8 protein-coding genes are annotated in these 22,496 nt (G+C 63.3%); all 8 read left to right on the plus strand.

Annotation, left to right across the window (positions count from 1 at the left end):
• The first annotated feature begins 7 nt into the window (after positions 1 to 7).
• The 8 genes from G4L39_RS11620 (at position 8) to G4L39_RS11655 (ending at position 22,488) form a co-directional block, all read left to right on the plus strand.
• Positions 8 to 1,249 carry an Amuc_1100 family pilus-like protein gene (locus tag G4L39_RS11620; RefSeq protein ID WP_165108352.1) on the plus strand — a complete coding sequence of 414 codons (1,242 nt, stop codon included), beginning with the start codon at positions 8 to 10 and terminating at the stop codon, positions 1,247 to 1,249.
• Complete coding sequence (locus G4L39_RS11625) at positions 1,249 to 2,055, plus strand: hypothetical protein (RefSeq protein WP_165108353.1); 807 nt, start codon at positions 1,249 to 1,251, stop codon at positions 2,053 to 2,055. Before G4L39_RS11620 ends, G4L39_RS11625 begins: the two co-directional genes overlap by 1 nt.
• A gap of 53 nt (positions 2,056 to 2,108) precedes the next feature.
• Complete coding sequence (locus tag G4L39_RS11630; protein WP_165108354.1) at positions 2,109 to 4,952, plus strand: hypothetical protein; 2,844 nt, start codon at positions 2,109 to 2,111, stop codon at positions 4,950 to 4,952.
• Positions 4,953 to 5,044: 92 nt separating this feature from the next.
• Positions 5,045 to 6,046: a 5'-3' exonuclease H3TH domain-containing protein gene (locus G4L39_RS11635; protein WP_165108355.1), complete on the plus strand. Its 1,002-nt coding sequence runs from the start codon at positions 5,045 to 5,047 to the stop codon at positions 6,044 to 6,046.
• A gap of 27 nt (positions 6,047 to 6,073) precedes the next feature.
• The gene (locus G4L39_RS11640; protein WP_165108356.1) at positions 6,074 to 7,957 is read left to right on the plus strand and encodes a fibronectin type III domain-containing protein; all 1,884 of its coding nucleotides are present in this window, start codon (positions 6,074 to 6,076) and stop codon (positions 7,955 to 7,957) included.
• Between the two features lie 7 nt (positions 7,958 to 7,964).
• Positions 7,965 to 10,109: an Ig domain-containing protein gene (locus G4L39_RS11645; protein WP_165108357.1), complete on the plus strand. Its 2,145-nt coding sequence runs from the start codon at positions 7,965 to 7,967 to the stop codon at positions 10,107 to 10,109.
• Positions 10,106 to 13,081 carry a hypothetical protein gene (locus G4L39_RS11650; protein WP_205880976.1) on the plus strand — a complete coding sequence of 992 codons (2,976 nt, stop codon included), beginning with the start codon at positions 10,106 to 10,108 and terminating at the stop codon, positions 13,079 to 13,081. Before G4L39_RS11645 ends, G4L39_RS11650 begins: the two co-directional genes overlap by 4 nt.
• 44 nt (positions 13,082 to 13,125) lie before the next feature.
• Positions 13,126 to 22,488 (plus strand): Calx-beta domain-containing protein, encoded by a 9,363-nt coding sequence (locus tag G4L39_RS11655; protein WP_165108359.1) that lies wholly within the window; start codon positions 13,126 to 13,128, stop codon positions 22,486 to 22,488.
• Positions 22,489 to 22,496: the final 8 nt, after the last annotated feature.

Genomic DNA, 22,496 nt, shown 5'->3' on the forward strand with positions numbered 1-22,496 from the left:
AGGCACCATGGATTGGGTCAAACGAAATCTCCTGTTCGTGATCAGCAGTGCCGTGGCCCTGGTGCTGCTGGGATTGTCCGTCTTTTATCTCTGGTCCAGTTTGCAGAAGAAAAACGAGGTATTCGAGCGGTTGACCGCCCAGTACGCGGAACTGAATCGCCTTTACAACCTCGATCCCAACCCCGGCAACGAACGCGTCAACAACATCCAGGCCGCCCGGGACCAGCAGGCCCAACTCCGGAAATACCTCCAGAAAGCCTCGAAATATTTTGTTGTCCCTCCGCCCATCCCCCAGGTCAGCGGCACCAACCGGGTCACGGCCGAAATGTTCACGCCGGAACTGTGGCGGACGCTGGATCAGTTGCGCCGCGCAGCCGCATCCACCGGCGTCCAGTTGCCGCCGGACTACAGCTTCTCCTTCGAAGCCCAGAAAAACCTGATGCGATTTGCGCCCGGCAGCCTCGACCGTCTGGCCGTCCAGCTTGGTGAAATCAAGGCCATCTGCGACATCCTGTTCGCCGCCAAGATCAACAGCCTCGACAACATCCGGCGCGAACGTATCTCCACGGACGATTACAAAGGACCGCCCAGCGACTATCACGACCAAAAATCCGTCACCAATGAGCTGGCCGTCCTGACCCCTTACCAGGTCACCATCCGGTGTTTCAGCCCCGAGTTGGCAGCCGTGCTGAACGGGTTCCACAGCTCCCCCTACTGCATCTTGGTCAAGGCCATGGACGTGGAACCCGCCACCTTGGGAATCCTGCCCGGTCCCACAGAACCCGGGCTGGAAGACTATTATCGGCGCCGGTACGGACTCCCGCCCACGGGTGGTTTGCCCGAGGCCGAGATTCCCCCGACCGCGCCCGCCTTTCCACGTTACGCGCCTCCGGGCGGCGGCAGCGACCCCGCTACGGTCTACGCCCAGCGGTACGGCATCCGGCCCGGCGGCGGCCCGGCCGTCAACCGGTACGCACCGGAACTCGGGGGCGGTCAGCCCGGCCGCGGCGGCATCCCTTACCGACCTTTAACACCCGGCGCCCCCGGTGCGCAGCCGGGTTACATGCCGCCCGCCTATCCCCCGCCCGGCTATGCCGCTCCGGGCTTCGGTATGCCCGGTGCCCCGGGCGCTGCGGGCACACCCGGAGCCACACGCGGCGGACTCCAAACCGTCCTGGATGAAAAACCCCTGCGGGTGACCCTGTTGCTCCACGTGGTCAAACTCCTGCCCGAGGAGAACCGACGCTGATGGACTGGCTGAAAAAGCATTACGAAAAGCTGATTCTCGGCGTGGTGCTGGTGGTGGCGGCCGTCGCCGTGGCCGCCGTACCCCTGCTCATTTCCCAGACCCGCGCCCAGTTGGAGGAACAACGAAACAACATCGTTCGCCGGCCCATCCGTCCACTTCCACCGCTGGACCTCTCTCCCATGGAAGCGGTGGTTCAAAGGCTGGAAACCCCATTGCACACCGACTTTGGGCGACCGCACTTCCTGTTCAACCCCGTGCAATGGCAGCGGACCCCGGATGGAAACCTCATCAAGCTCGCCCGGGGCACCGAGACCGGCCCCGATGCCGCAGTCGTAACCGAGATCCGGCCTCTCCATTTGATCCTGACGTTTGACTCGGTTGGTCCGGTGCTGGATGGCCAGCCTTCCGGCTACCTCATTGGGGTCGAAAACGAGGCGGCTCCCACTCCTGCGGCACGTCGCAAGCGCCAAACCTTCGTCCGCCTCAACGAAAAAAAGGAAGACCTCTTCACCCTGCGCGAGGTCCAGGGACCACCGGACAATCCCACCGGACTCGTCCTGGAACTCAGCGACACGGGCCAGCGCGTCGTGATCAGCCGTGAACAACCGTTCCGCCGCGTTGAAGGTTATGTGGCCGACATTCGGTACGACCCCGAAAAACGAGTGTTCAGCGGGCGCCGCGTGGGCGACCGCATCACCCTGGCTGGTGAGGACTACAATGTCGTTGCCATCACGGACGAGGAAGTGGTAGTGTCCCACCGCCTGACCGGTAAGAAGTTCACCATCAGGATGCGAACCGAAGGATGAGTTCCGCCATACACCGTTGCTCAGGAGGGCCCGAGTTTTCAGGCAAGCCAGTTATGACCAACGTCCACAAGTCCCGATTGTGTTTCGTGCTGCTGGTCGCGAGCCTGGCCGGAGGCATCGCACAGTCCGTCCCCGATGCCGCCCAGGTGGCCGCCCAGGAAGCCGTTTACCGTCAGGCCAACACCGTCCTGCTCCGCCAAAAACTCCAGCAGGCAGCCGATGCCGAGGCACGGAAGGACCTGGTGGCAGCCGCCAAACTCTATGAGGACGCATGGGACCTGGTCCAGCGCATCGGGTCCGGCATCCCCGACGAAACCGAACAAACCATCCAGGGCCTGACCCGCGTGCGCCTCACCCTGGCCCAGCAGGCACGCAGGCGCGGCGATTTCAAGGAGGCCAATGTCCAACTCACCCGCATCCTGAAGGTCAACCCCAACAACGCCGACGCCCTCCGGTTGAAACAGGAAAACGACGCCGCGCTGGCTGACCAGCACGTCCGCACCCCGCACGACGAGGTCCAACAACGTGTCCCGGAGGTGGCCAGGGAGAAGGAAGAAGCCGCCAAGCTTGTCCGCGACGGCGTTCTTCTCTGGGAACTGGGCAAGCTGGACGAAGCCGAGGCCAAGCTGAATCAGGCACTCCGCCTCGATCCCGACAACCGGGCCGCACCCTACTACCTCGACCTCGTCAAGGACGCCCGCTATCGCAGGGCCGCTCGCCAGCGCGATGCCCAGGCAAAATCCGCCCTCGTTGAAGTGGAACAGGCGTGGGAAACCAAGGCCACTCGGGAAAAGCTGCCCGTACCCAACCCCTACGCCCGCACCAACCTCGTCCACGTCGGGCGGGGCCGCCAGCTCATCATCAGCAAGCTGGATCGGATCCGGCTGGAAAGCGTCAGTTACGACGGGCTGCCCCTGGAGGAAGTGATCCGTAACCTTTACGAGGAAGCCAAACGTCGCGACCCGGAAAGGAAAGGCATCAACTTCATTATCAACCCGAATCCCGAGCAGGCCTCCACCTCGACACTCCTGCCCGGCGCGCCGTTCGCCCAACCGCAGGCGATTGACCCCTTCACCGGCCTGCCCGTCCCGACCTCCGCACCCACCGCCCAGGAACAGGTGGACGTCGGCCAGATTTCCATCCGACTGGTCCCGCCGCTGACCGATGTGCGTCTGGCGGATGTCTTGGACGCCATCGTTCGCGTGGCCGAACGCCCCATCAAGTATTCCATCGAGGAATACGCTGTGGTGTTCTCCATGCGCGGACCCGAACCGCTGCGCCTGGAAACCCGCGTGTTCAAGGTGGATCCGAACACGTTTTACCAGGGCCTTGAGGCCGTGGAAGGTACCCAGTTCGGTGCATTCGCCACGTCCACGGGCGGCGGTGGCGGTGGTGCATTTGGCGGTGGCGGATTTGGTGGCGGCTTCGGCGGCGGCTTCGGCGGCGGTGGCGGCGGCATGACCCTGGGTACCATTGTCCCGCGCGTCAACGTGGCCGGAGGCGTCAGCTTCGGCGGCGGTTTCGGTGGCGGTTTTGGAGGCGGAGCGGCCGGTGCCGGAGGCGTAGGGGGAGGCGGCCTTCGGTTCATCACCCGCACCAACTCCACCGCCGACGTCAGCGCCGCCGTGCGGGATTACTTCCTCACATTGGGCGTGGACCTGAACCCGCCCAAGGCGGTCTTTTGGAACGACCGCGCCGGACGCCTCATCGTCCGGGCCACACCCGAGGACCTCGACATCATCCAGGCCGCCATTCAGGTCCTCAACGAAGCGCCACCCCAAGTCAACATCCGAACCAAGTTCATCGACATCTCGCAGGAAGACGCCCGGGCGCTCGGCTTCGACTGGTATCTCGGTAACTGGTTAATGGGCGGGGGCCGCATCGGCCTGCAGGGCGGCACGGCCCCGTCCTACGCCGGAGCCCCATCAGCGGCCAACCCCGCCGGCACGTTCCCCGGAGTTTTCATCCCCGGTGGCCTGACCGGAGGGGCAGGGGGGAATCAAGGTCAGGTCGGCGGAGGCCAGACCGGCGTGGGAACCGGCCAGGCAGCCGTCACAGACATCAATACCCTCATACTCCCGTCCGCGTCCGATTCCCGTGTAACTTCGGGCTTGCGCAACGAACTGAATGCACCCTCCGTCTTCACACTGACCGGAATTCTTACCGATCCCCAGTTCCGACTTGCCATCCAGGCACTCGAACAGCGGAAAGGAGTGGAATTGTTGACCGCCCCCGAGGTAACCACCCTGAGCGGACGCCAGGCCCAGGTCAACCTGGTGGACATCAAATCCGTTGTCGTCGGTCTGAGTACCGGCCAGACCGCTGCCGGCGGCGCCGGCAACCTGACGGGCGTGGGCGGCGCCGGCGTGGTGGGGGCACAAATTGGTTACGACATCGCCTCGTTGCCCTTTGGTCCCACCCTCGACGTCCTACCCGTGGTTTCAGCCGACGGGTACACCATCCAGATGACCATCCTGCCCACCGTCACCGAGTTTATTGGATATGACACCGAAACGGCCAGGCAGTTCGTACCGCAGGTCCAATCGGTCGCTGCCGGATCCATCGGTGTCCCGCTCACCGCACAACTGCCCCTGCCGATTTTCCGGGTCCGCCAGGTGACCACCACAGCCATCGTCTGGGATGGACAAACCGTGGTCCTGGGCGGATTGTTGAGCGAAAACGTGGCCAAGGTGCGTGACAAGGTCCCGGTGCTCGGAGACCTGCCGTTGCTCGGCCGGTTCTTCCGGAGCGAATCGGATCAAAAGCAGAAGAAAAACCTGCTGATTTTTGTCACACCCCGGATCATTGATCCGGCGGGCAACCCGCTGCACTCGGAGGACGAAATGCCATTTGCCCAAACCACCATCCCGGTGCAGCCGGCCTCGGCCCAGCCGTGATCACCGGGCCCAACAACAGGGAGGCAACCCGCAGGCACAACCGGTGGCCCTACCCGGCGACGCCACGGCACCTGCCAGGAAAACGATTGGACGTGACGGATTGGCGAACAAACCACGCCGCCCAACCGCGGCTGCTGTTGGTGGACGGTCACGCCTACGCGTACCGGTCCTGGCACGCCATCCGTGATCTGCATGCACCCGACGGCCGGCCCACCAACGCCATCTACGGGTTTATCCAGAGCTTCGAAAAACTTTGCCAGAAGCTCCAGCCCACCCACGCCGCCGTGCTCTGGGACGGAGGACTCGCCGCAGAACGGTTGGATGCCCTGCCGGAGTACAAGGCCCAGCGACCCGAAATGCCGGAAGGTCTCCGAGCCCAGCTCGATCCCATCGTGGAGTGGCTGCGTGCCCGGGGCATCGCCACCGGCTGCCGCCCCGGCGTGGAAGCCGATGATTGGATCGCTTCCCTCGCGCGCCGCGCCCGCAGTCAGGGATGGCAGGTCGTCATCGCAAGTTCCGACAAGGACTTCATGCAACTGGTGGAGCCCGGCCTGGGACTTGTCCAACCCCACGACTCCACCGGCCGTGTCTGGACCGATGAGGACGTCCGACAGAAAACCGGTGTCGAACCCCGGCAGATTGTGGATTGGTTGAGCCTCGTCGGCGACGCCTCCGACAACATCCCGGGCGTGCCCGGCGTCGGCCCCAAAACCGCCGCTCAACTCTTGAACCGGTTCGGCTCGGTGGAAACCCTCCTCCAGCGCCTGCCGGAAGTCCGGCCGGAACGCATCCGCAAAGCCCTGGAAGAGTCCGCAGAGTTGATCCGCCGCAACCAGGAACTGATCCGGTTACGGACGGACCTGGACCCCGGGTTCGATCCCGACCAGTTGGTCCTGGGCAAACCGGATTTCGAAGCACTCAAGGCGTTGTACCGGCAGTGGGGATTCCGAACCTTGTTGTCCAGGCTGGAGGCCGCGGAGCTACGGTCCGGGACGACGGATCAACCGGACCTGTTCGCGGGCGCAACCACATCCGCGGGACACGGGTTGCCGGAACACGGGGAAAGGTTGGACAAAGCCGTACACCATTGTTAAAGAAGGCTGGTTGAAACGAGGCTGGCTATGGACGTTCGCATCACCCAACGGCACCGCATCCGAAGCCTGCTGGGGCTGGCGTTGCTCTCCCTGTGGGTCGCAGCCCAGGGCGACGTCACCTTTCAGGGCGGCGAATACGCACTGACCGATCCCCTGCCCGGTGATCAGGTCCATCCGGCCTTGGCCCTCGGCCCCCTGGGCGGTTACATCGCATGGCAGGACGAATTTACCGACGGACAGGGCCAGGGCATCAGCGCCCGCCGTCTGGACGGCAGCTTCTCCGGCACACTCAGCGCCTTCCGCGTCAATGTCACGGGCGAGGGCGACCAGATCCGACCCGCGGTAACGGCACTGACCAATGGCGGGGCGGTGTTCGCTTGGTTGACCGGCCCGGCCAACCGTCGCCAGGTCGCCGCCCGGTTCCTCGGTTCCGACGGTCTCTGGATTACCGGCGAAGTCCCCGTCAACACCCACACCAACTCCGGCAAGGAAGCCCCGGCAGTGGCCCGCCTTAACGACGGCTCGGTCGTCTTCGTGTGGGGCAGCTGGAACCAGGAAAGCGGCGACCGCCCCATGCAGGGCGTCTACGGGCGCCGATTCAGCCCCTCGGGCCAACCCATGTCGGGTGAGTTTCAGGTGAATCTGACGACGCCCTATAACCAGCGGACCCCCGCCGTGGCCGGCCTTGACAATGGCCGGTTCGTGGTCGTCTGGGTCAGTGAACAACAACGCTTCGAAAACAGCGTGGACATCTACGCCCGATTGTTCCGCGCCGACGGCGTGCCGGTCTCCGGTGAGATCCTGGTCAACACAGACACCAACGTTTGCGCCAATCCGCAGGTCGCGCCCCTCCCGGGAGGCGGGTTCTACGTTGTCTGGGGGCAGAAGGACACCGTCGTCCTCCAGAACAGTTGGGACATTTGGGGTCGTGCCTTCGACGCCGGCGGCAACGGCGGCGCCGTGCGCCGGCTGAATACCCATACCTTCGGCGACCAGTTCGCCCCCCGAATTGCCCTCTCGGGTCAGAGCCTCCTGGTGGTCTGGACCAGCCTCGAACAGGACGGCTCGCGGGAGGGTGTCTTTGGCCGGGTGCTGGACATCAGCGGCCTGCCCCTGGGCGGTGAATTGGCCGTCAACACCACCACCTTGAGCCAGCAGATTCACCCCGTCGTGGCCGGGGACGGAGCCGGACGGTTTCTGGTCGTCTGGAGCAGCTTTACCGGCATTGACAACGGTTTTGACCTCCGTGCCCAACGGCTGGCAGCAGCTGCGCAACCCTTGCAACCGCTGGATCCGCCCGTGGTCAGCGTCCTCAGCTCCAACGCACTCTCGGTCAGTTGGCCCACCGTGGCCGGCCTGCCCGTGGCCGCCTATGAACTCTACATGAACGACGCCCGGCCGCCCGCGCCCACGCTGGTCACCTCCCAAAACGTGGTCACCGTATCCAACTTGTTGCACAGCACCACCTACACCTTCCGCGTGGCCTACGTCCTGACCAACGGACAGCGTTCCCCGTTGTCAGAGCCCGCCAGCAACACCACGTACGGCGTGTGGGTCTACGGCGGGGTGCCATCCGAGTGGATGGCCGCATGGTTCGGTGCCGACCTGAGCCGCTGGCCGCGACCCCAGGACGATACCGACGGCGACGGCGCCACCAACCTGGAGGAATTCCTCGCCGGAACCAACCCGCTCGACCCGGCCAGTGTCCTGAAGGTCAACCTGCTCCGCACCCCCACGGGCCTGTACGTGGAATGGAATACGCAACCTGGCCTGGTCTATCAGTTGCAAGCCTCGGGCGGACTGACCGGCTGGACCAACGTCGGTGAACCGCGCTTTGCCCGTGGCACCCGTGAAAGCGTCCGGGTCACGGGCGGGGACGCCGCCTTTTACCGAGTGATTCGCATCCGCTGAACCGTCTATGTGGCGTTTTTGCAAACGACTGGTCCTGACGATCCTGGCGGCCGGGTGGGCGGCCGCCGCCCACGCCTTCAGCCTGCTCGGCCCGGTCAACGAAGCCTGGCAGGTGCCGGACATTGGCTATAACCTGGTCAACAGGGATATCGGTGCGCCCAAGAACCTCGGTGAAGAGTACCGGTGGAACCTGCCCGTTGTGTATTACGCCTTCGACGCATCGTTCCTGGATTACTTCGGCTCCAACGGCGTCCGGGCGATCGAACAGGCCATCGCGCATTTCAATGCCCTGAGCAACGTTTCAAGCTACTCGGCCGATTTGTCGGAGTTCCCGCTAGATGTGGTGCGTTACAATTACCGGGCCCAGGCCCTGAGTTTGATCGACCTGAAGAGCGTCGCCATGCGATTGATCATCGAAGAACTGGGTCTGGCGGAACCGGTGCGATGGACATGGTGTTTGCGGGACCGCTATGGCCCCAACTGCCCTGAGGCCATGACCTACCACGTGATTCGACGCAACTTCGATCCGGTGTCCTTCGAACCCACCGCCTACGTGAACGGAGTGCTTTATTCATACCGAATCATTGAGTTCTGCAGTGGGGTGCAGCCACTGGCGGATGCCTACGAGTATTTGGTGGATCCTTTGGCGCAGGGCAATCTCCCCGTAGCCGAGACACTTTGGGTCGACTACGGCGCGTTTCTGACATCCCTGAGTCGGGACGACGTGGGCGGTCTGCGATACCTCTGGCGCAGCAACAATGTCAACTGGGAAGCTATCACGCAGGACAGCATCCTGTTTTACACCAATCCCACCCCGCAAATGCTGATCAGCTCGAATCTGAACCTCCTTCTGGCCGCTGCCTGGACCAACGATGCGGTCGCCCTGCAGACCCTCTACCCCGGGCTCGTCATTCTCGAAACCGAGCCGGTCTTCACCACCGAGGTGACCACCAACATCATTGCCTACTACACCAACTCCCCGTGGGCACCCGCTCCGTGGCAGACTCTCGTCCTCGCGACAAACTACGTGACGAATTACGTGGTCCGATACCGCCACACCTTTGGGAACGTGGTCACCAATCAGTACCACCCCTATACCCTGGCCACCGTGGTCACCACCAACATCGGGCCTTGCACAAACACCTGGGGATTCCCGGGCGGCGTCTGCACGAATATCACCACCAACCATGTGGTATTGAATGTACCTTCCGGCGACTTTTACCTCCTGCCCACCAACGCCCTGTGCGGCTACGTGGTCCTCTCCAATCTGCCGCCCATTCTCCAGGTGCTCACCAACGACATCGCGCTTGCCACCAACCAGGTCGGCCAGCAGTTCTCCCAGCAGGTCTACACCTACTTCACCAATCACGCGATGGTGATCCTGCCGGTCAGTTGCGAGACCAACGTGCCCATGAACCGCCAGGGCATCGAAAAAATGCAGTTCGTAAGGGCCGACTACGACTCGCTGCTGGGGCGGTTTTTCCAGCCCATCACAAACTATTACACCCTCAACGCGGTCACCAACGGAAGGGTGGTGAAACAGCACTTGCAGCGGATTGTCACCACACCGGATTTCCTGTTCACAGGCCGGGACGTGAATAATTTTCTTGGGCTCCGGACCTTTACGGCGGGCGTTTTTATCGATACGAATGCGGTTCCCGGTCTGGCCGGCCCGGGGCACATCGAGCCCAACATCACCATTGAGTTCAACAAGGTGGGCCCCATGAACATCAACTTCTACACACCCTTCCTTCCCTTCTCAGGTTTGGACGAGTACTGGTCCATTACGAACTTCGTCTGGGGCAGCTTCGACGGCAGTACGAATCCGCCCGTCGTTTACCCCAGCGGCACCAGTCTGCGCGATCTGGAGGCGATGGTCCTGACCTCCCTCAACATCCAGCCGCTGGCGTTGCCCTACGGAGTGGTCGGGCAGTTTTACCAGGTCACCTTCACCATCGGCGGTGGACAACCGCCCTACCAGTTCTCGCTCGCACCGGGCTCCCCCGGGCTGCCTCCGGGACTGGAGCTTTCGCCGGGTGGCGTCCTTTTGGGAACCCCGCGGACGCCCGGAGTCTATGATTTCGTACTGCAGGTCGAAGACGCCCAAGGCCGGCGCCGCCAGCAGTCCTACACGTTGACCATTCGCCTATGACGCCAATCCACAAGCGATTTCGAATGGCCCGCACGGCAGCCGTTGGCCTGAGCCTCTTGTTGGGGATGGCGACCCCGACCGCACGGGGTGCGCAGGATCTTTTCCTGAACGCGGGGGTCCTGCAGGCGACGTATCCGCCGGAACCCCTGCCCATGATCGATGCGATCCGCTTCCTCAATGTCGGTACGATCGGTCTGACCAACCTGGTCCTGCCCCAGCCCATCGAGTTCCAAAACACGGTTTACATCACCAACCGCGGGAGATGGCTGGGCAGTCCCGGCTATCGCCTTTTGACCTTCGACCCGACCGGAAACCCGCAACGCCGAATGGCCGCGGTCTTCCACAATGAAGGGCTGGTAAACCCGAATGCCGCGGAAGTCAGCGTGGATGGCTGGCTCATCGTGCAAGCCACCAACATCATCAATCGGGGACGATTGGAGATTTCCTCCTTTGGCCAGCTCAACCTCACCGGGGAAACCGTGGACCTGCGCGGAGGTGAACTGCGTTTCATGGAATCCGGCCTTACGAACATTACGGCGCGGACCTACGACCTCCACTGGGGTTTCGAAACCAATCCGATTGTGGGCCGGTTCAACGACTCGCCGCTGGCCAGCCCGCTGCACGTGGTGCAGGTCCTGAATGGCTTTGCCCTGGCCCGGGTTGTCCTGCCGGCGGGGTTCTCCAGTCACGTCCAAATCTATGCGCTGGGTCCCAGCAACTTGCTCATTCAGGCAGTGTATGTTTACAACGGCGGGGAAATCCAGGATGCCGAGGTCCGGATGGATTATCCCTTTAGCGTGATTCGATGGCAGGGGGTGGTCACCAACCCCGTCACCCGGACCCGTCTCACCAATGAGCTGTACCTCACCGAGTTTCTTACCCCGGGCAACTACAATTTTAACCTGACCAACGGGACGCTTTACCGAGCGTCGCTCAACCCCGTGGGCGCGGCCAGGCCCTTCAATTTCCTCGTGAGCGGCGCTCCTCCGGTGATCTACCCCTTTCTGCCCACTGTCCCGCCCGAGGCATTCGATCCAACACTCTACACGATCGGCACAAGCATTGTGGTGGAGGCCACCAATGCCGGTTACCGTACCCGGGTGATCCCTGCGGTCATGGTTCCATCAGAAACGCAGCCGGGCAGCGTGTTTTCCAATGTCATGGGTCGGTTTGAAATCCTGGCGAGTCGGGCGCTGGATCTGAACGCAGCGCGCCTCAGTGTCCCCAGTTATCTGCGGCTGGAAACCACGGGCCACTTCGCGGGTAGCGCCAACGCCCAAATCGAGGCGCCCTACAGTTCGATCCGATTAAGTTCGACGAACGGACTTTTGGAGGTCAGGCATTTGCAGCTCCCTGTCGTGTCCCGGATCGTTGGAGACCTTCAGGCCTGGGTCGGCATGTGGACCAACGCGACGGCGGACGGCATCAGCCTGCAGTACAAGGTCCTCATGGTCAGCAACTATTTCCTCCCGGGGGCCCAGCCGATGATCAAGGATTTGGTGCTCAGCAGCCCTCAAGGACAGCGCGAAGTGCGGATCGCCGACCGACTGAATGTCTTTGACAGCCTGCTGATCGAAGCGGAGCGACTGACCATCACCACCAATCCGCCCGTTTCTGTGACCCTGCCTCCGTTTATCTCGGAGCCTTTCCACATCGCCGGCGAACTGAACCTGGTGACAAACCGCATCAGCTGGGCCGAGAGCCTGCCACAATTGCGCTATCTAACGAATGAGGGAACCATCACCATCAGCAACGCGGCCACATTTGCCGGCCTGCGGCGCCCGCCCTATTATCCAACCGTTTATCAGGAGCCTTACGAGGGGTTTGTGAATCGAGGGACCGTAATCGCCCAGGGCCTCGAAGTGCAAAGCCGTTACCTCGAAAGCACCGGTACCAACACTACAACGGCCGGACATTTGCGATTGATTGCCACCGAAGCGCTCCTTGGCAGTGGCGCAACCAATCTCTGGGGTCGCATCCTGGCACCTTTGGGCGACGTCGAGCTGCGGGCCGGGCGTTTGTGGATTACCAACCACGAGGTGCGGTCCGGCCGGCGACTGATCCTTGGGGCCGACGAAATCCTTTCTGACCTGGACACCACGAACAACTGGCTGGTTGCCCGGGATGGCCTGACTCTTTCCGTCAGGCCAACCCGGGGGGACCTGCGGGGGAGCACCGTCACCAACGTTGCCCCGGATTACAGCCGGAACGTGGTGATCTGGGCCGGTGAGGACCGCGGGCCGACCCCGGCAGGCTTCACCAACAATGTCGCGCTGGGCCGTCTTGTCCTGGATGCAGGGTTCGGAGCCACGTTCCGTTTTCAAGGGTTGGGTGTGAGCAATGCATTGTACGTGGACCAGCTGATTTTGCTCAATTATGCCACCAATGAACTGAACAACGCGTTCACCGCCCTCGACATCGCACCCAATCTGGTGATTTATTACGCAGACCTCCTCGTGGGCACCAACCGACTGGCCGAGCCGGTGAACTCGTCCCGCTACAACAACGGGCGCCTGCGCTGGGTACCGGCCTTTGCCGACGGGTTCTACGGCGCAACCAACGTCTTCCTCGGCACCCGGGTAATCCGGATCAACACCGCCCTGGCATTGTCCACAGAGCTCGACTCGGATGGCGATGGCATTGTCAACGCTTTCGACCCTGTACCGGTCCTCGTGCCCGAGGACGTGACCGTGCGGGCCCATTGGGCCCAGGGGCAGGGCTTGGTCCTGACCTGGCCCACGGTGCCGGGGGCGACGAACACCCTGTGGGAGGCCACGTCGTTGACGGCACCGGACTGGCGGGTTGTCCTGCGCACCAATTTCGCCGTCCTGCCACTGCCACCGGCAGAGCCCTGCACCACGCCGCCCTGTCCGGCAAATCTCCTGCCGGGCCGCGGCGCCGTCCGGTTGCCCGTCGAACCCGCCCAGGGACCACGGTTTTACCGGGTCGAAGTCGAAGTGCCCAGTCGCTAACCCTTTTCGCGTGAACTATGAGCAGATTGTCAGGCAAACCCGGAATGAAAAGAAAGCTCGGGAGCCCATGGTTGCTGGCCCTTTGGTTGATCGTGGGTGGAAGCAGCCATCTGCTGGCACAGCCTGCCAATGACAACTTTGCCAACGCCGAAAGGTTGAGCGGCCCTTACGGCACGGTAAGCGGCTCTCTGGCCGGCGCCTCATGGGAACCGGGTGAGCCCAGCCATGCTGGATATCTCGTGCCGTCGATCTGGTATCGTTGGACGGCCCCGCGCAGCGGCGAGGTGACCTGGGACACCCTGGCCAGTCCCGGCGGCCCGGACACCGTTCTGGCCGTCTACACGGGTGATCGCCTGACCGAACTTCGCCAGGTGGCCGCCAATGACGACGCACCTCCATTCTCCTTTGGTAAAACCCCGTACGGGACGCCGGGGCAACGTTTCCGAATCCTCGCCGGCCGGCCCAGCGCCCTTCGGTTTGTCGCCGAGGAAGGGCGCACCTACTACATCGCTGTGGGACTGAAACCCAGCCTCGCAGCCGGTGCGGGAACCGACATTGTCCTGGGGTGGGCCTACCACTCCGGCGGGGTGTTCCGGTTCGCCACCGAGGACATTGCCACCCGGATCGGCCCCGGGGGAGTGCGCGAAGTGCCCTTGATCCAGTGTTCGGAATTGGAGGGGACAGGGGCCGAGGATGCGAGCACGTACCAGACGTATTATCAGTTCGGCGTACCCGGCGTCCTGGTCACGGTGACCCGGGTCGGAGGTGCAACGGGCCGAATGTTGGTGGACTACGCCACCGAGGAGATCGCCCAGGACGAAGTGACCATGCCGGGCCAGGAAATCCCGGCCCGGGCGAACCAGGACTTCATACCCGTGCAGGGCACGTTGGTCTTCGACCACGGCGAGATGACCAAACGGATTCTGATCCGGGTCATTCCGGATGGAGGCGTGCCCAACACGAACCGGACCTTTGCCGTGGTGCTGTCCAATCCGCGACCCGACCCGCAGGAATCCGCCGAGGTGGCTCCTCCGCGCGTGGACGGTGCATTCGGCCGTGTATATGTGCGGATTCTGGATGCGGACATTGACCCGGTCTGGGCGCGGAACTTCCAGCCGGTCGGGACCAATGATCCACCCGACGTGATCTTCCAGCCCACCAATGCCATCTTCAATTTCTACCGCGTGGTCCACCGAACAACCGAGGATGCTTCCGATTACTATGGAAGGATCAGGATTTGGGTGACACGCTCCGGGACCAATAACGAGGCCGTCACGCTGCGCTATCGCGTGAACAATTTCCTCGGCGCCGGAGACGATGCCAACGAGTTGGAAATGGACAACAACACGTTCCCGCTCCAACCCGGCTCCGACTACGCCACCCCTACCCCCCCGGATGAACCCATCGGAATTCGCGGGACCAACTCGGACTTTGTAGTGCTTGGCAACTACAGCTTCCCCGGCGGCGGAAGTCTGGACTGGGGACAAAATGACTTCCGGGACAAGGAGATTGAGCTGGTGGTGACCAACGACATCCTCACGGAGTTCAACGAGGACTTTCAGCTGTTTTTGTACCGCAACGTCGACAACCGACCCACGCTGGTGGGCACCGTCAACCAAACCACGGTCACCATCCTCTTCGATGACCAGGACCCGCCCGCCGGGTCGGTGGATCAGTATTACAACCCTGATTTCGGCTCGTACATGGTGCCGCCGGTCATAACGAGCCCTCTCAATCTTCCCACGCCCGGTGCGGACGGCGTGGTTTATGACGTGGCGCTGGAAGCTGACAACCGGGCCATCATCGTCGGCGACTTCACGTCCTACAACACCGTCAGCCGCTCCCGCATTGCCCGGTTGAACGTGGATGGTTCGCTGGACACCACGTTTAATCCGGGTTCGGGGGCGGACGCCTTCATCGCGGCCATCGCGGCCTCGCCCGGCGGCCAATGGGTGATCGGCGGTGGATTCACGTCCTACAACGGTCAACGGCGGGTGGGCGTGGCCCGGATCCTGAGTAACGGAGCCCTGGACCCGGGCTTCAACCCGGGGGACGGACCCAACGGAGCGGTGTGGGCTGTGGCTGTGGACGCCAATGGCAGGGTTTACATCGGCGGTGACTTTACCACCGTGGCCGGTATCCCGCGGCCCTACGTGGCCCGGTTGAACCGGGACGGGTCCGTGGATACGACGTTCGATCCGGGAACCGGACCGGACGGACCTGTATATGCCCTGGAGCTTCAACCCGACGGGCGTCTGTTGATCGGTGGCGAATTCTACAGCGTGTCGGGCACGGTGCGCGGCGGTATCGCGCGATTGATGAACGACGGCCGATTGGACAGCAGCTTCAATCCCGGGGCGGGGACCGACGGCCGGGTGTTTGTCATCCGGAGGCAATCAGACGGGCGAATCCTCATCGGGGGCGAGTTTGCCCATGTCAACCTCGAGCCGCGCAACAACCTGGCGCGGCTGACCGCCACCGGGGCGTTGGACCCGGACTTTGAGCCGGGCAGCACCGGCACCGATGGCCCTGTCTACACCATCGTCCTGGCGGGGGGCCGGATCTACATCGGTGGCAGTTTTGATTCCTACAATGGTACGCCCCGGAGAAGCTTCGCCCGGCTTTACGACAACGGGGTTCTCGACACCAGCTTCCTGGACACCGCCTACAATCAGTTCGCGGGCCTGTTCCGGGCCCGGTTTGCCGATCCCCGCGGGACTGTGTTTGGCGCGGCTGTACAGACCGATGGCAACGTCCTGATCGTTGGACGTTTCGACAAGGTCGGCGGTGGACAGGCCTCCGCCCTGGTCCGACCGGATTCCAACGCCGACCCCAACTTGTGGATCGAACCCAAGTCGCGGGACGGCTTGAGAAACCGGCTGAACGTTGCCCGGCTGATTGGCGGCGAAACGCCCGGGCCGGGGAACATCGGATTCGCCCGGGCTTCCTACACCGCCAACGAAAACCAGTCCTTGCTTTCGGTGGACTTGCGTCGCGAAAACGGCGCGCTGGGCTTTTTGGGGGCGAATTTCGAAATCGAAGACGGCCTGGCGCGCAGCGGTTTGGACTATCTCTACAATGCTGTCCCGCCCATCTACCTGACGTCCTGGCAGGCAACCTGGCCGGCCAGTGAACCCAATTCCACCACTCGGATGATGAGCGACGGGTTGTTCGGGGATAACTACGCTCCCAGGTCCATCTTTGGCCAGCAGTTCTACAACTATCGGGAGGGATGGGTCAACGTGACCCTCTTGAACGACAGCAGAAGTCAGGGGGATCGTAACACGACGTTCCGGCTGTCCACGCCGACGTTCGCCGATGTGTTCTTCCTGGGTGGTGAGAACATCCCCATCGGCGGTGCCCTGGGGCGGTCCCGGGTACCCCTTACTGTGGTGGACGACGACCGGTTGAGCGGTGTATTGGGATTTGCCACCACCAATTTTGTTGTGGTGGAGAGCGTCGGTCAGGCGGTCATCACCGTGATTCGGACGAACGGAAGTTTCGGCACCCTTACCTGCTATTATGAGGTGGTCCCCGGCGGCACCGCCACGGCAGGGTCGGATTTCCAGCCCAGGTCCGGAACCCTGACCTTCCTGAACGGCGTGACCAACCAGACGTTTACCATACCCATCATCAACGACACCCAGATCGAACCGGACGAAACGGTTTTCCTGCGTCTGGTGGGAGGCGCAGTCGGCGGCATTTCAAATGCCGTGCTGACCATCGTCGACGATGACACACCCGGAGGGAAGCTCAACTTCGACCCGCCCGTGGTCGGGGCCATGGAAGGGGCGGGGCGCGTTCTGGTGACCGTCACCCGGCGGGGCAGCAGCGCCGGTACCCTCAGCGTCACGGCCGTGACCGAAGACAACACGGCGACGGCTGGCGTGGATTACCTCCCGGTTTCCACCAACCTCACCTGGCTCCATGGCGATGTCACGCCCAAGTCTTTCTGGGTGCCCTTGATTGACGATGGCGAAATCGAACCGGACGAGCGGGTCACCTTGCGGCTGATCAACCCGACTCTCAACGGAATTCCCCATCCGGCCGCGTTGGGCCCGAACTCGGTGGGGACCCTCGTCATTACCAACGACGATCGCCCGGGCCTTGTATTGTTCCCGGCGACGGAGTATCGCGTGAACGAGAACGGGGGTGCCGCTCTGATCACGGTGGTGCGAACCGACGGCGCCGCCGGGGCCTTGAGCGTCAATTACCGGGCGGAACCCGGAACCGCGGTGCCCTTTACCGACTTCGTTCCAACGAACGGCACCCTGAATTTCGGGCCCGGCGAGGTCGCCAAGAGCTTCCAGGTCCAGATCCTCGACGGTCCGAATCAGGATCACGCGGACCGGTTTGTGGCACTGACGCTTTCGGGCGCAAATCCGCCCTCGGCGTTGGGAAGCCCGGCGACCGCCATTCTTCGCATCATTGACGACGAGAGCGTTAACGAGCCTCCGGGTGAACTCGACACCCTTTTCTCCTACGGGCACTTCAACGATGCCGTGCTGGCCGTGGGCCTGCAACCGGACGGGAAGCTCCTTGTCGGAGGCGACTTTACCCTGGCCAATGATGTGCTGCGGTATCGACTGGTTCGGCTCGAAGGCATGAGCGGGGCCCTCGATCCCTCGTTCTCCGCATCCATCAATGGCGCGGTCAATGCCCTGCTTCTGCAACCGGACGGTAGAATCCTGATTGGCGGAGCATTCAGTCAGGTGAGCGGGCTGGCCCGGCCTTTCCTGGCACGGCTCCAGACCAACGGGGGGGTCGACACCACGTTCGACCCTGGCAGCGGACCCGATCAGCCCGTGTTTGCACTGGCGCAAACATGGTGGCAGGGACAGCCGAGAATTCTGGTCGGTGGCGCATTCGGCTCCTACCGGGGTGTTGCCCGCCGGGGGATTGCGAGAGTTCTGGCCGATGGGAGTGTGGATCCGAGCTTTGACCCCGGGACGGGTGCCGACGGCACGGTGTATGCCGTGGTGGCCTACCCAACCAACAGCTTGCACGCGGGCAAGGTGCTGGTGGCGGGCCAGTTCCGTCAATTCAACGGGGTGCCCAGCCCGGGCATCGTCCGGCTCAACCCGGACGGCAGCTTGGATACCACGTTCCGGGTGGGCACCGGCACGGACGGGACGGTACGGGCACTGGCGTTGCAGCCGGATGGTCGGATCTTGATCGGCGGCGAGTTTACGCAGGTCAACGGCCGAACCCGGATCCGGCTGGCGCGCCTGCTGGATGATGGATCCGTGGACCCGACATTCGATCCGGGCGCCGGAGCCGACGACACGGTATGGTCGCTGGCTGTCCAGCCGGATCTCCGCATCCTTGTCGGGGGTGCTTTCCGGCACTGCAACGGCGTCACGCGGGGCGGGATCACCCGGCTGAATCCGGACGGCACTGCGGACCCAACCATCAATTTTGGCGCGGGCGCGGATGCCCTGGTGGCCGTCGTACTGTTGCAGCCGGATGGGAAGATCGTCCTGGGCGGGGCCTTCGAAACCTACGACGGTCAGCTCCGGCGCCGTCTGGCCCGGATTTACGGTGGCTCCGTTGCCGGCAGTGGTCGCATCGAATTCGCGCAAGGTCGGTTCGTCGTATGGGAGGATCAAACCAACGCGGTGGTGACGCTCCGGCGACGCGGAGGCATGGCGAATGCCCCGGGTGGACAGCCCGTGCGTGCTCAATTGACCACCATGGACGGCACGGCCACAAACGGCATCCACTATTTGGGTGGCAGTTTCGAGGTGACCTTCCCGGAGGCCGAGGCATTTGCGGAAATCTCCATTCCCGTGGTGGACGATTTTGAATTGAATCCAACCCGCACCTTCTGGCTGAGCATCACCAACCTGCTCCCCGCCGAAGCGCCCGGCCTCGGGTTGGGGAACCTTCCCGTGGCCGAAGTCCAGGTGGTGAGTGATGACACCGGCGTTTCATTTGCCCAGGACAATTTCACGGTCAGTGAAAACATTGGTGGCGGCCTGGCGCGCATCACCCTGCTGAGGTTGGGGAACCTGGAGCGCACAACCATCGTTGACTTCACCACAACAACCAATGGGACCGCCACGGCCGGGGCGGACTTTCAACATGTCACCAACACCGTAACCTTCCTTCCGGGCGAAAGTATCCGGTTTGTGTTTGTACCGGTTTTGGACGACGCCCTGCCCGAGGGCGACGAGACCGTCACCATGGCGCTCACCAACGTCACGGGCGGGTTCCTGGTCAGTCCGTTCCAGGCAACGCTGACCATCCTCGATGATGAGCGGGCGCCCGGTGAAATCCGGCTCGTCCAAACCAACTTGTGGGTCAGCGAAGCTGCCGGGCAGGCCGTCATCCAACTGATCCGTACCAACGGGCGCAGTGGCGTTGTGAGCGTGGGTTATGAAACTCGTGAGATCACGGCCACCGCCGGACTCGATTTCGTGCGGGCGGGTGGATCGGTCACGTTTGCCGACGGCGAGACCAACAAGGTGATCGTGGTCAACCTCCTCAATGACAGCCTGGTGGAGGGCGAGGAGACCTTCCTGGTGGTGCTGACCAATGTAACCGGTGGCGCCCGCATCGTGGGTCCGACCAATGTGCTTGTAACCATTGCGGATGATGAGGTGGGCTTTGGATTCGCGGCGCCGACCTTCCTGGCGTCCGAGGGGGACGGCGGCCTGACCTTCCAGGTTCGAAGAGTGGGCGACACCAACCGGGCGGTTCAGGTGAACTACGTGACCGAGGACGAAACGGCCCGGGCAGGGTTGGATTACCAGCCGACGAGCGGGACGCTGAGTTTCGCCCCGGGGGAGACGTTGAAGTCGGTGACCGTTGGCCTCCTGGAGGATCGGTTGGTGGAGGGCGATGAAACCTTCCGCCTGCGCCTGCTCCAGCCCGGCCCCGGGACCGAAATCATCCAACCGACGGCCGTGGGTGTCATTCTGGACAACGACGCCGGGTTCAAGCTGGCTACCAACCGGTACGAGGTCAGGGAAAGCCTGACCAACGGCGTGGCCACCAACGTGGTGGTCGAGGTCATCCGCATGGGGGCCATGCACGGCACCAACAGCGTGGGTTATACCACGGTTGGCGGCACCGCCGTGGCCGGCCAGGACTTTGTTACCACGGCCGGGACCCTGGTGTTTACCAACGGCGAGGTGATGAAACAGGTGATCATCCCGATTTTGGATGACACCCTGGTCGAGGACACGGAAACGTTCACCTTCCAACTGGTCAACCCGGACACCAACTCGGTCGTGGTTGAACCCTCGGTGGCCACGATCAGCATCCTTGACGATGACGCCGGCCTGCGATTCAGCTCTCCCAGCTACAGTGTGTCCGAGGGCGGAGTGAGCGTGACCCTGACGGTCGAGCGGGTCGGGGTTTTGGACACACCGGTGACGGTGGAGTGGCGGACCGAGGACGGGTCGGCGCGGGCCGGTCAGGATTACGTGCAGGCCTCGGGCCGGTTGGTGTTTACCAACGGCGTCCGGACCCAGACGCTGACGGTGTTCGTGCTGGATGATACCGAGGAGGAAGGCACCGAGAGCTTCAGCGTGCGGTTGTTCAACGTGACCGGGCCGGCGACCCTGCTGACGCCGGAGGTGGCCGTCGTTACCATCGTGGACAACGACGGTGGCGTGGTGGTGCCTGCCGGATCCAGGCTCCTGAGCGATCCGAACGGAAACGGCGCCCTGGATCCCGGTGAGCGTGTCACCGTGCGCTTCGCCCTGCGCAACGCCGGGACCGTCCCGCTCAGCAATGTGGTCGCCACCTTGCTGGCCACCAACGGGGTGGTGCAGCCCGGCGCGGCGCAAAGTTACGGGCCGCTGGCACCCAACGGGCCGTCCGTTTCCCGCGATTACACCTTCACCGTTCAGGGTACGAATGGCAGCATCGTACGGGCGGTGTTCCAAGTCCGGGACGGCAACCTTGACCTGGGACGGGTCACCTTCAGTTACCTGCTTGGAACCAGTACCGCCACATTCTCCAACACGGCGCCGATCGAGATTCGGGACGACGCCCCGGCCCAACCGTATCCGTCGGTCATCACCGTGACCGGCCTGGTGGGCGTAGTCAGTAAGACCGTGGTCACCATCACGAACCTCTATCATACCCGGCCGAGCGACATCGACATGCTCCTGGTCAGCCCGGCGGGCGGCAAAGTGATGGTGATGTCCGACGCTGGCGGCGGGTACTGGGTCACCAATGTAACGCTCACCCTGGACGACGCAGCGCCCGGTCCCCTGCCGGATGCCGCACCGCTGACGAACGGGGTTTTCAAACCGACCAATTACGGTGCGTTTGACCTGCTCGATACGCCGGCGCCCGAGCCGCCGTTCGCCACCAGCCTGGCGGCATTTAACGACACGAATCCGAACGGTCAGTGGCGGCTCTTCATCCGGGACGATGCGCCGGCGCAGTCCGGCCACATCCGCAACGGCTGGTTGCTGCAGATCACCACGAGCGGTCGGTTCCTGCCGGAGGCGGACCTCTCGGTGACGGCGACGGCTCCGGAAAGCGCGGTGGTCACCAGCAACTGGGTGGTCAGAGTGGAGGTGGCCAACCACGGTCCATGGGATGTCACCGGAGTGACGGTGACCAATCTGGTGCCCGAAGGCGCGGTGCTGGTCGGCAGCCAGGTCACACGGGGTCAGATGACCACCAACGCCAACGGCACCGTCTACTGGTCGGTGGGATCGCTCGGCATGGATGACGTTGCCACCGCGACCCTGGTGCTCCGTGCCGACACGGTCGGATCCGTGGCCTGGACCCTGGGCGGTTGGCACGGACAGACCGAGGCTCATCCGGGCAACAACACGGCGGCAGTGCAGGTGGAGGTGCTGCCGCCACGGGCAGACCTGGAGGTGTTCCTTGCGGATGAACCGGATCCGGTGGTGTTGGGCGGTCTGGTGACCTACACCACCGTCATTACCAATCACGGCCCGGGCACGGCAGTCCAGGTGGCTCTGACCAATCGGCTGCCGGCCGGGTTCAGCGTTGTGCAGGCCGTGCCCGGCAACTACACCGTGCAGGGCAACCAGGTGGTCTTCGGCAATCTGGGCAATCTGGGGGCTGGCCGGGCCCTGCAGGTCCAGGTTACCGCCCGACCTGCCATGGTGGGTGAGTTCCCGGTGCGGGCCGACGTTGGATCTGCCACGGACGATCCGGCCAAGGCCAACAACGTGGCCACGGTCCGTACCATTGTGATGGCGACCCAGTTGCGGGCCCGCCTGACTGGTGGTCAACTCGAATTGCGCTGGCCGGCCGGTATGGGGAACGTGGTATTGGAACGCGCAGAGAGTCTGACGCCGCCGGTGCAGTGGGTGCCGGTGCAGGTGGCACCCGTGCTCGACGGTGACCAGTACCGGGTGAATTTGCCGTTGGATGGCGCAGGCGGATTCTTCCGGTTGCGTGCGGCACCCTGAAGCGCCTG

The sequence above is a fragment of the Limisphaera ngatamarikiensis genome (assembly GCF_011044775.1).
Taxonomy (GTDB): Bacteria; Verrucomicrobiota; Verrucomicrobiia; order Limisphaerales; family Limisphaeraceae; genus Limisphaera; species Limisphaera ngatamarikiensis.

What these genes read in the sequence shown, in the direction of transcription:
- G4L39_RS11620 (WP_165108352.1), top strand. Translation starts at nt 8, where the DNA reads ATGGATTGGGTCAAACGAAATCTCCTGTTCGTGATCAGCAGTGCCGTG.
- G4L39_RS11625 (WP_165108353.1), top strand. Translation starts at nt 1,249, where the DNA reads ATGGACTGGCTGAAAAAGCATTACGAAAAGCTGATTCTCGGCGTGGTG.
- G4L39_RS11630 (WP_165108354.1), top strand. Translation starts at nt 2,109, where the DNA reads ATGACCAACGTCCACAAGTCCCGATTGTGTTTCGTGCTGCTGGTCGCG.
- G4L39_RS11640 (WP_165108356.1), top strand. Translation starts at nt 6,074, where the DNA reads ATGGACGTTCGCATCACCCAACGGCACCGCATCCGAAGCCTGCTGGGG.
- G4L39_RS11645 (WP_165108357.1), top strand. Translation starts at nt 7,965, where the DNA reads ATGTGGCGTTTTTGCAAACGACTGGTCCTGACGATCCTGGCGGCCGGG.
- G4L39_RS11650 (WP_205880976.1), top strand. Translation starts at nt 10,106, where the DNA reads ATGACGCCAATCCACAAGCGATTTCGAATGGCCCGCACGGCAGCCGTT.
- G4L39_RS11655 (WP_165108359.1), top strand. Translation starts at nt 13,126, where the DNA reads ATGAAAAGAAAGCTCGGGAGCCCATGGTTGCTGGCCCTTTGGTTGATC.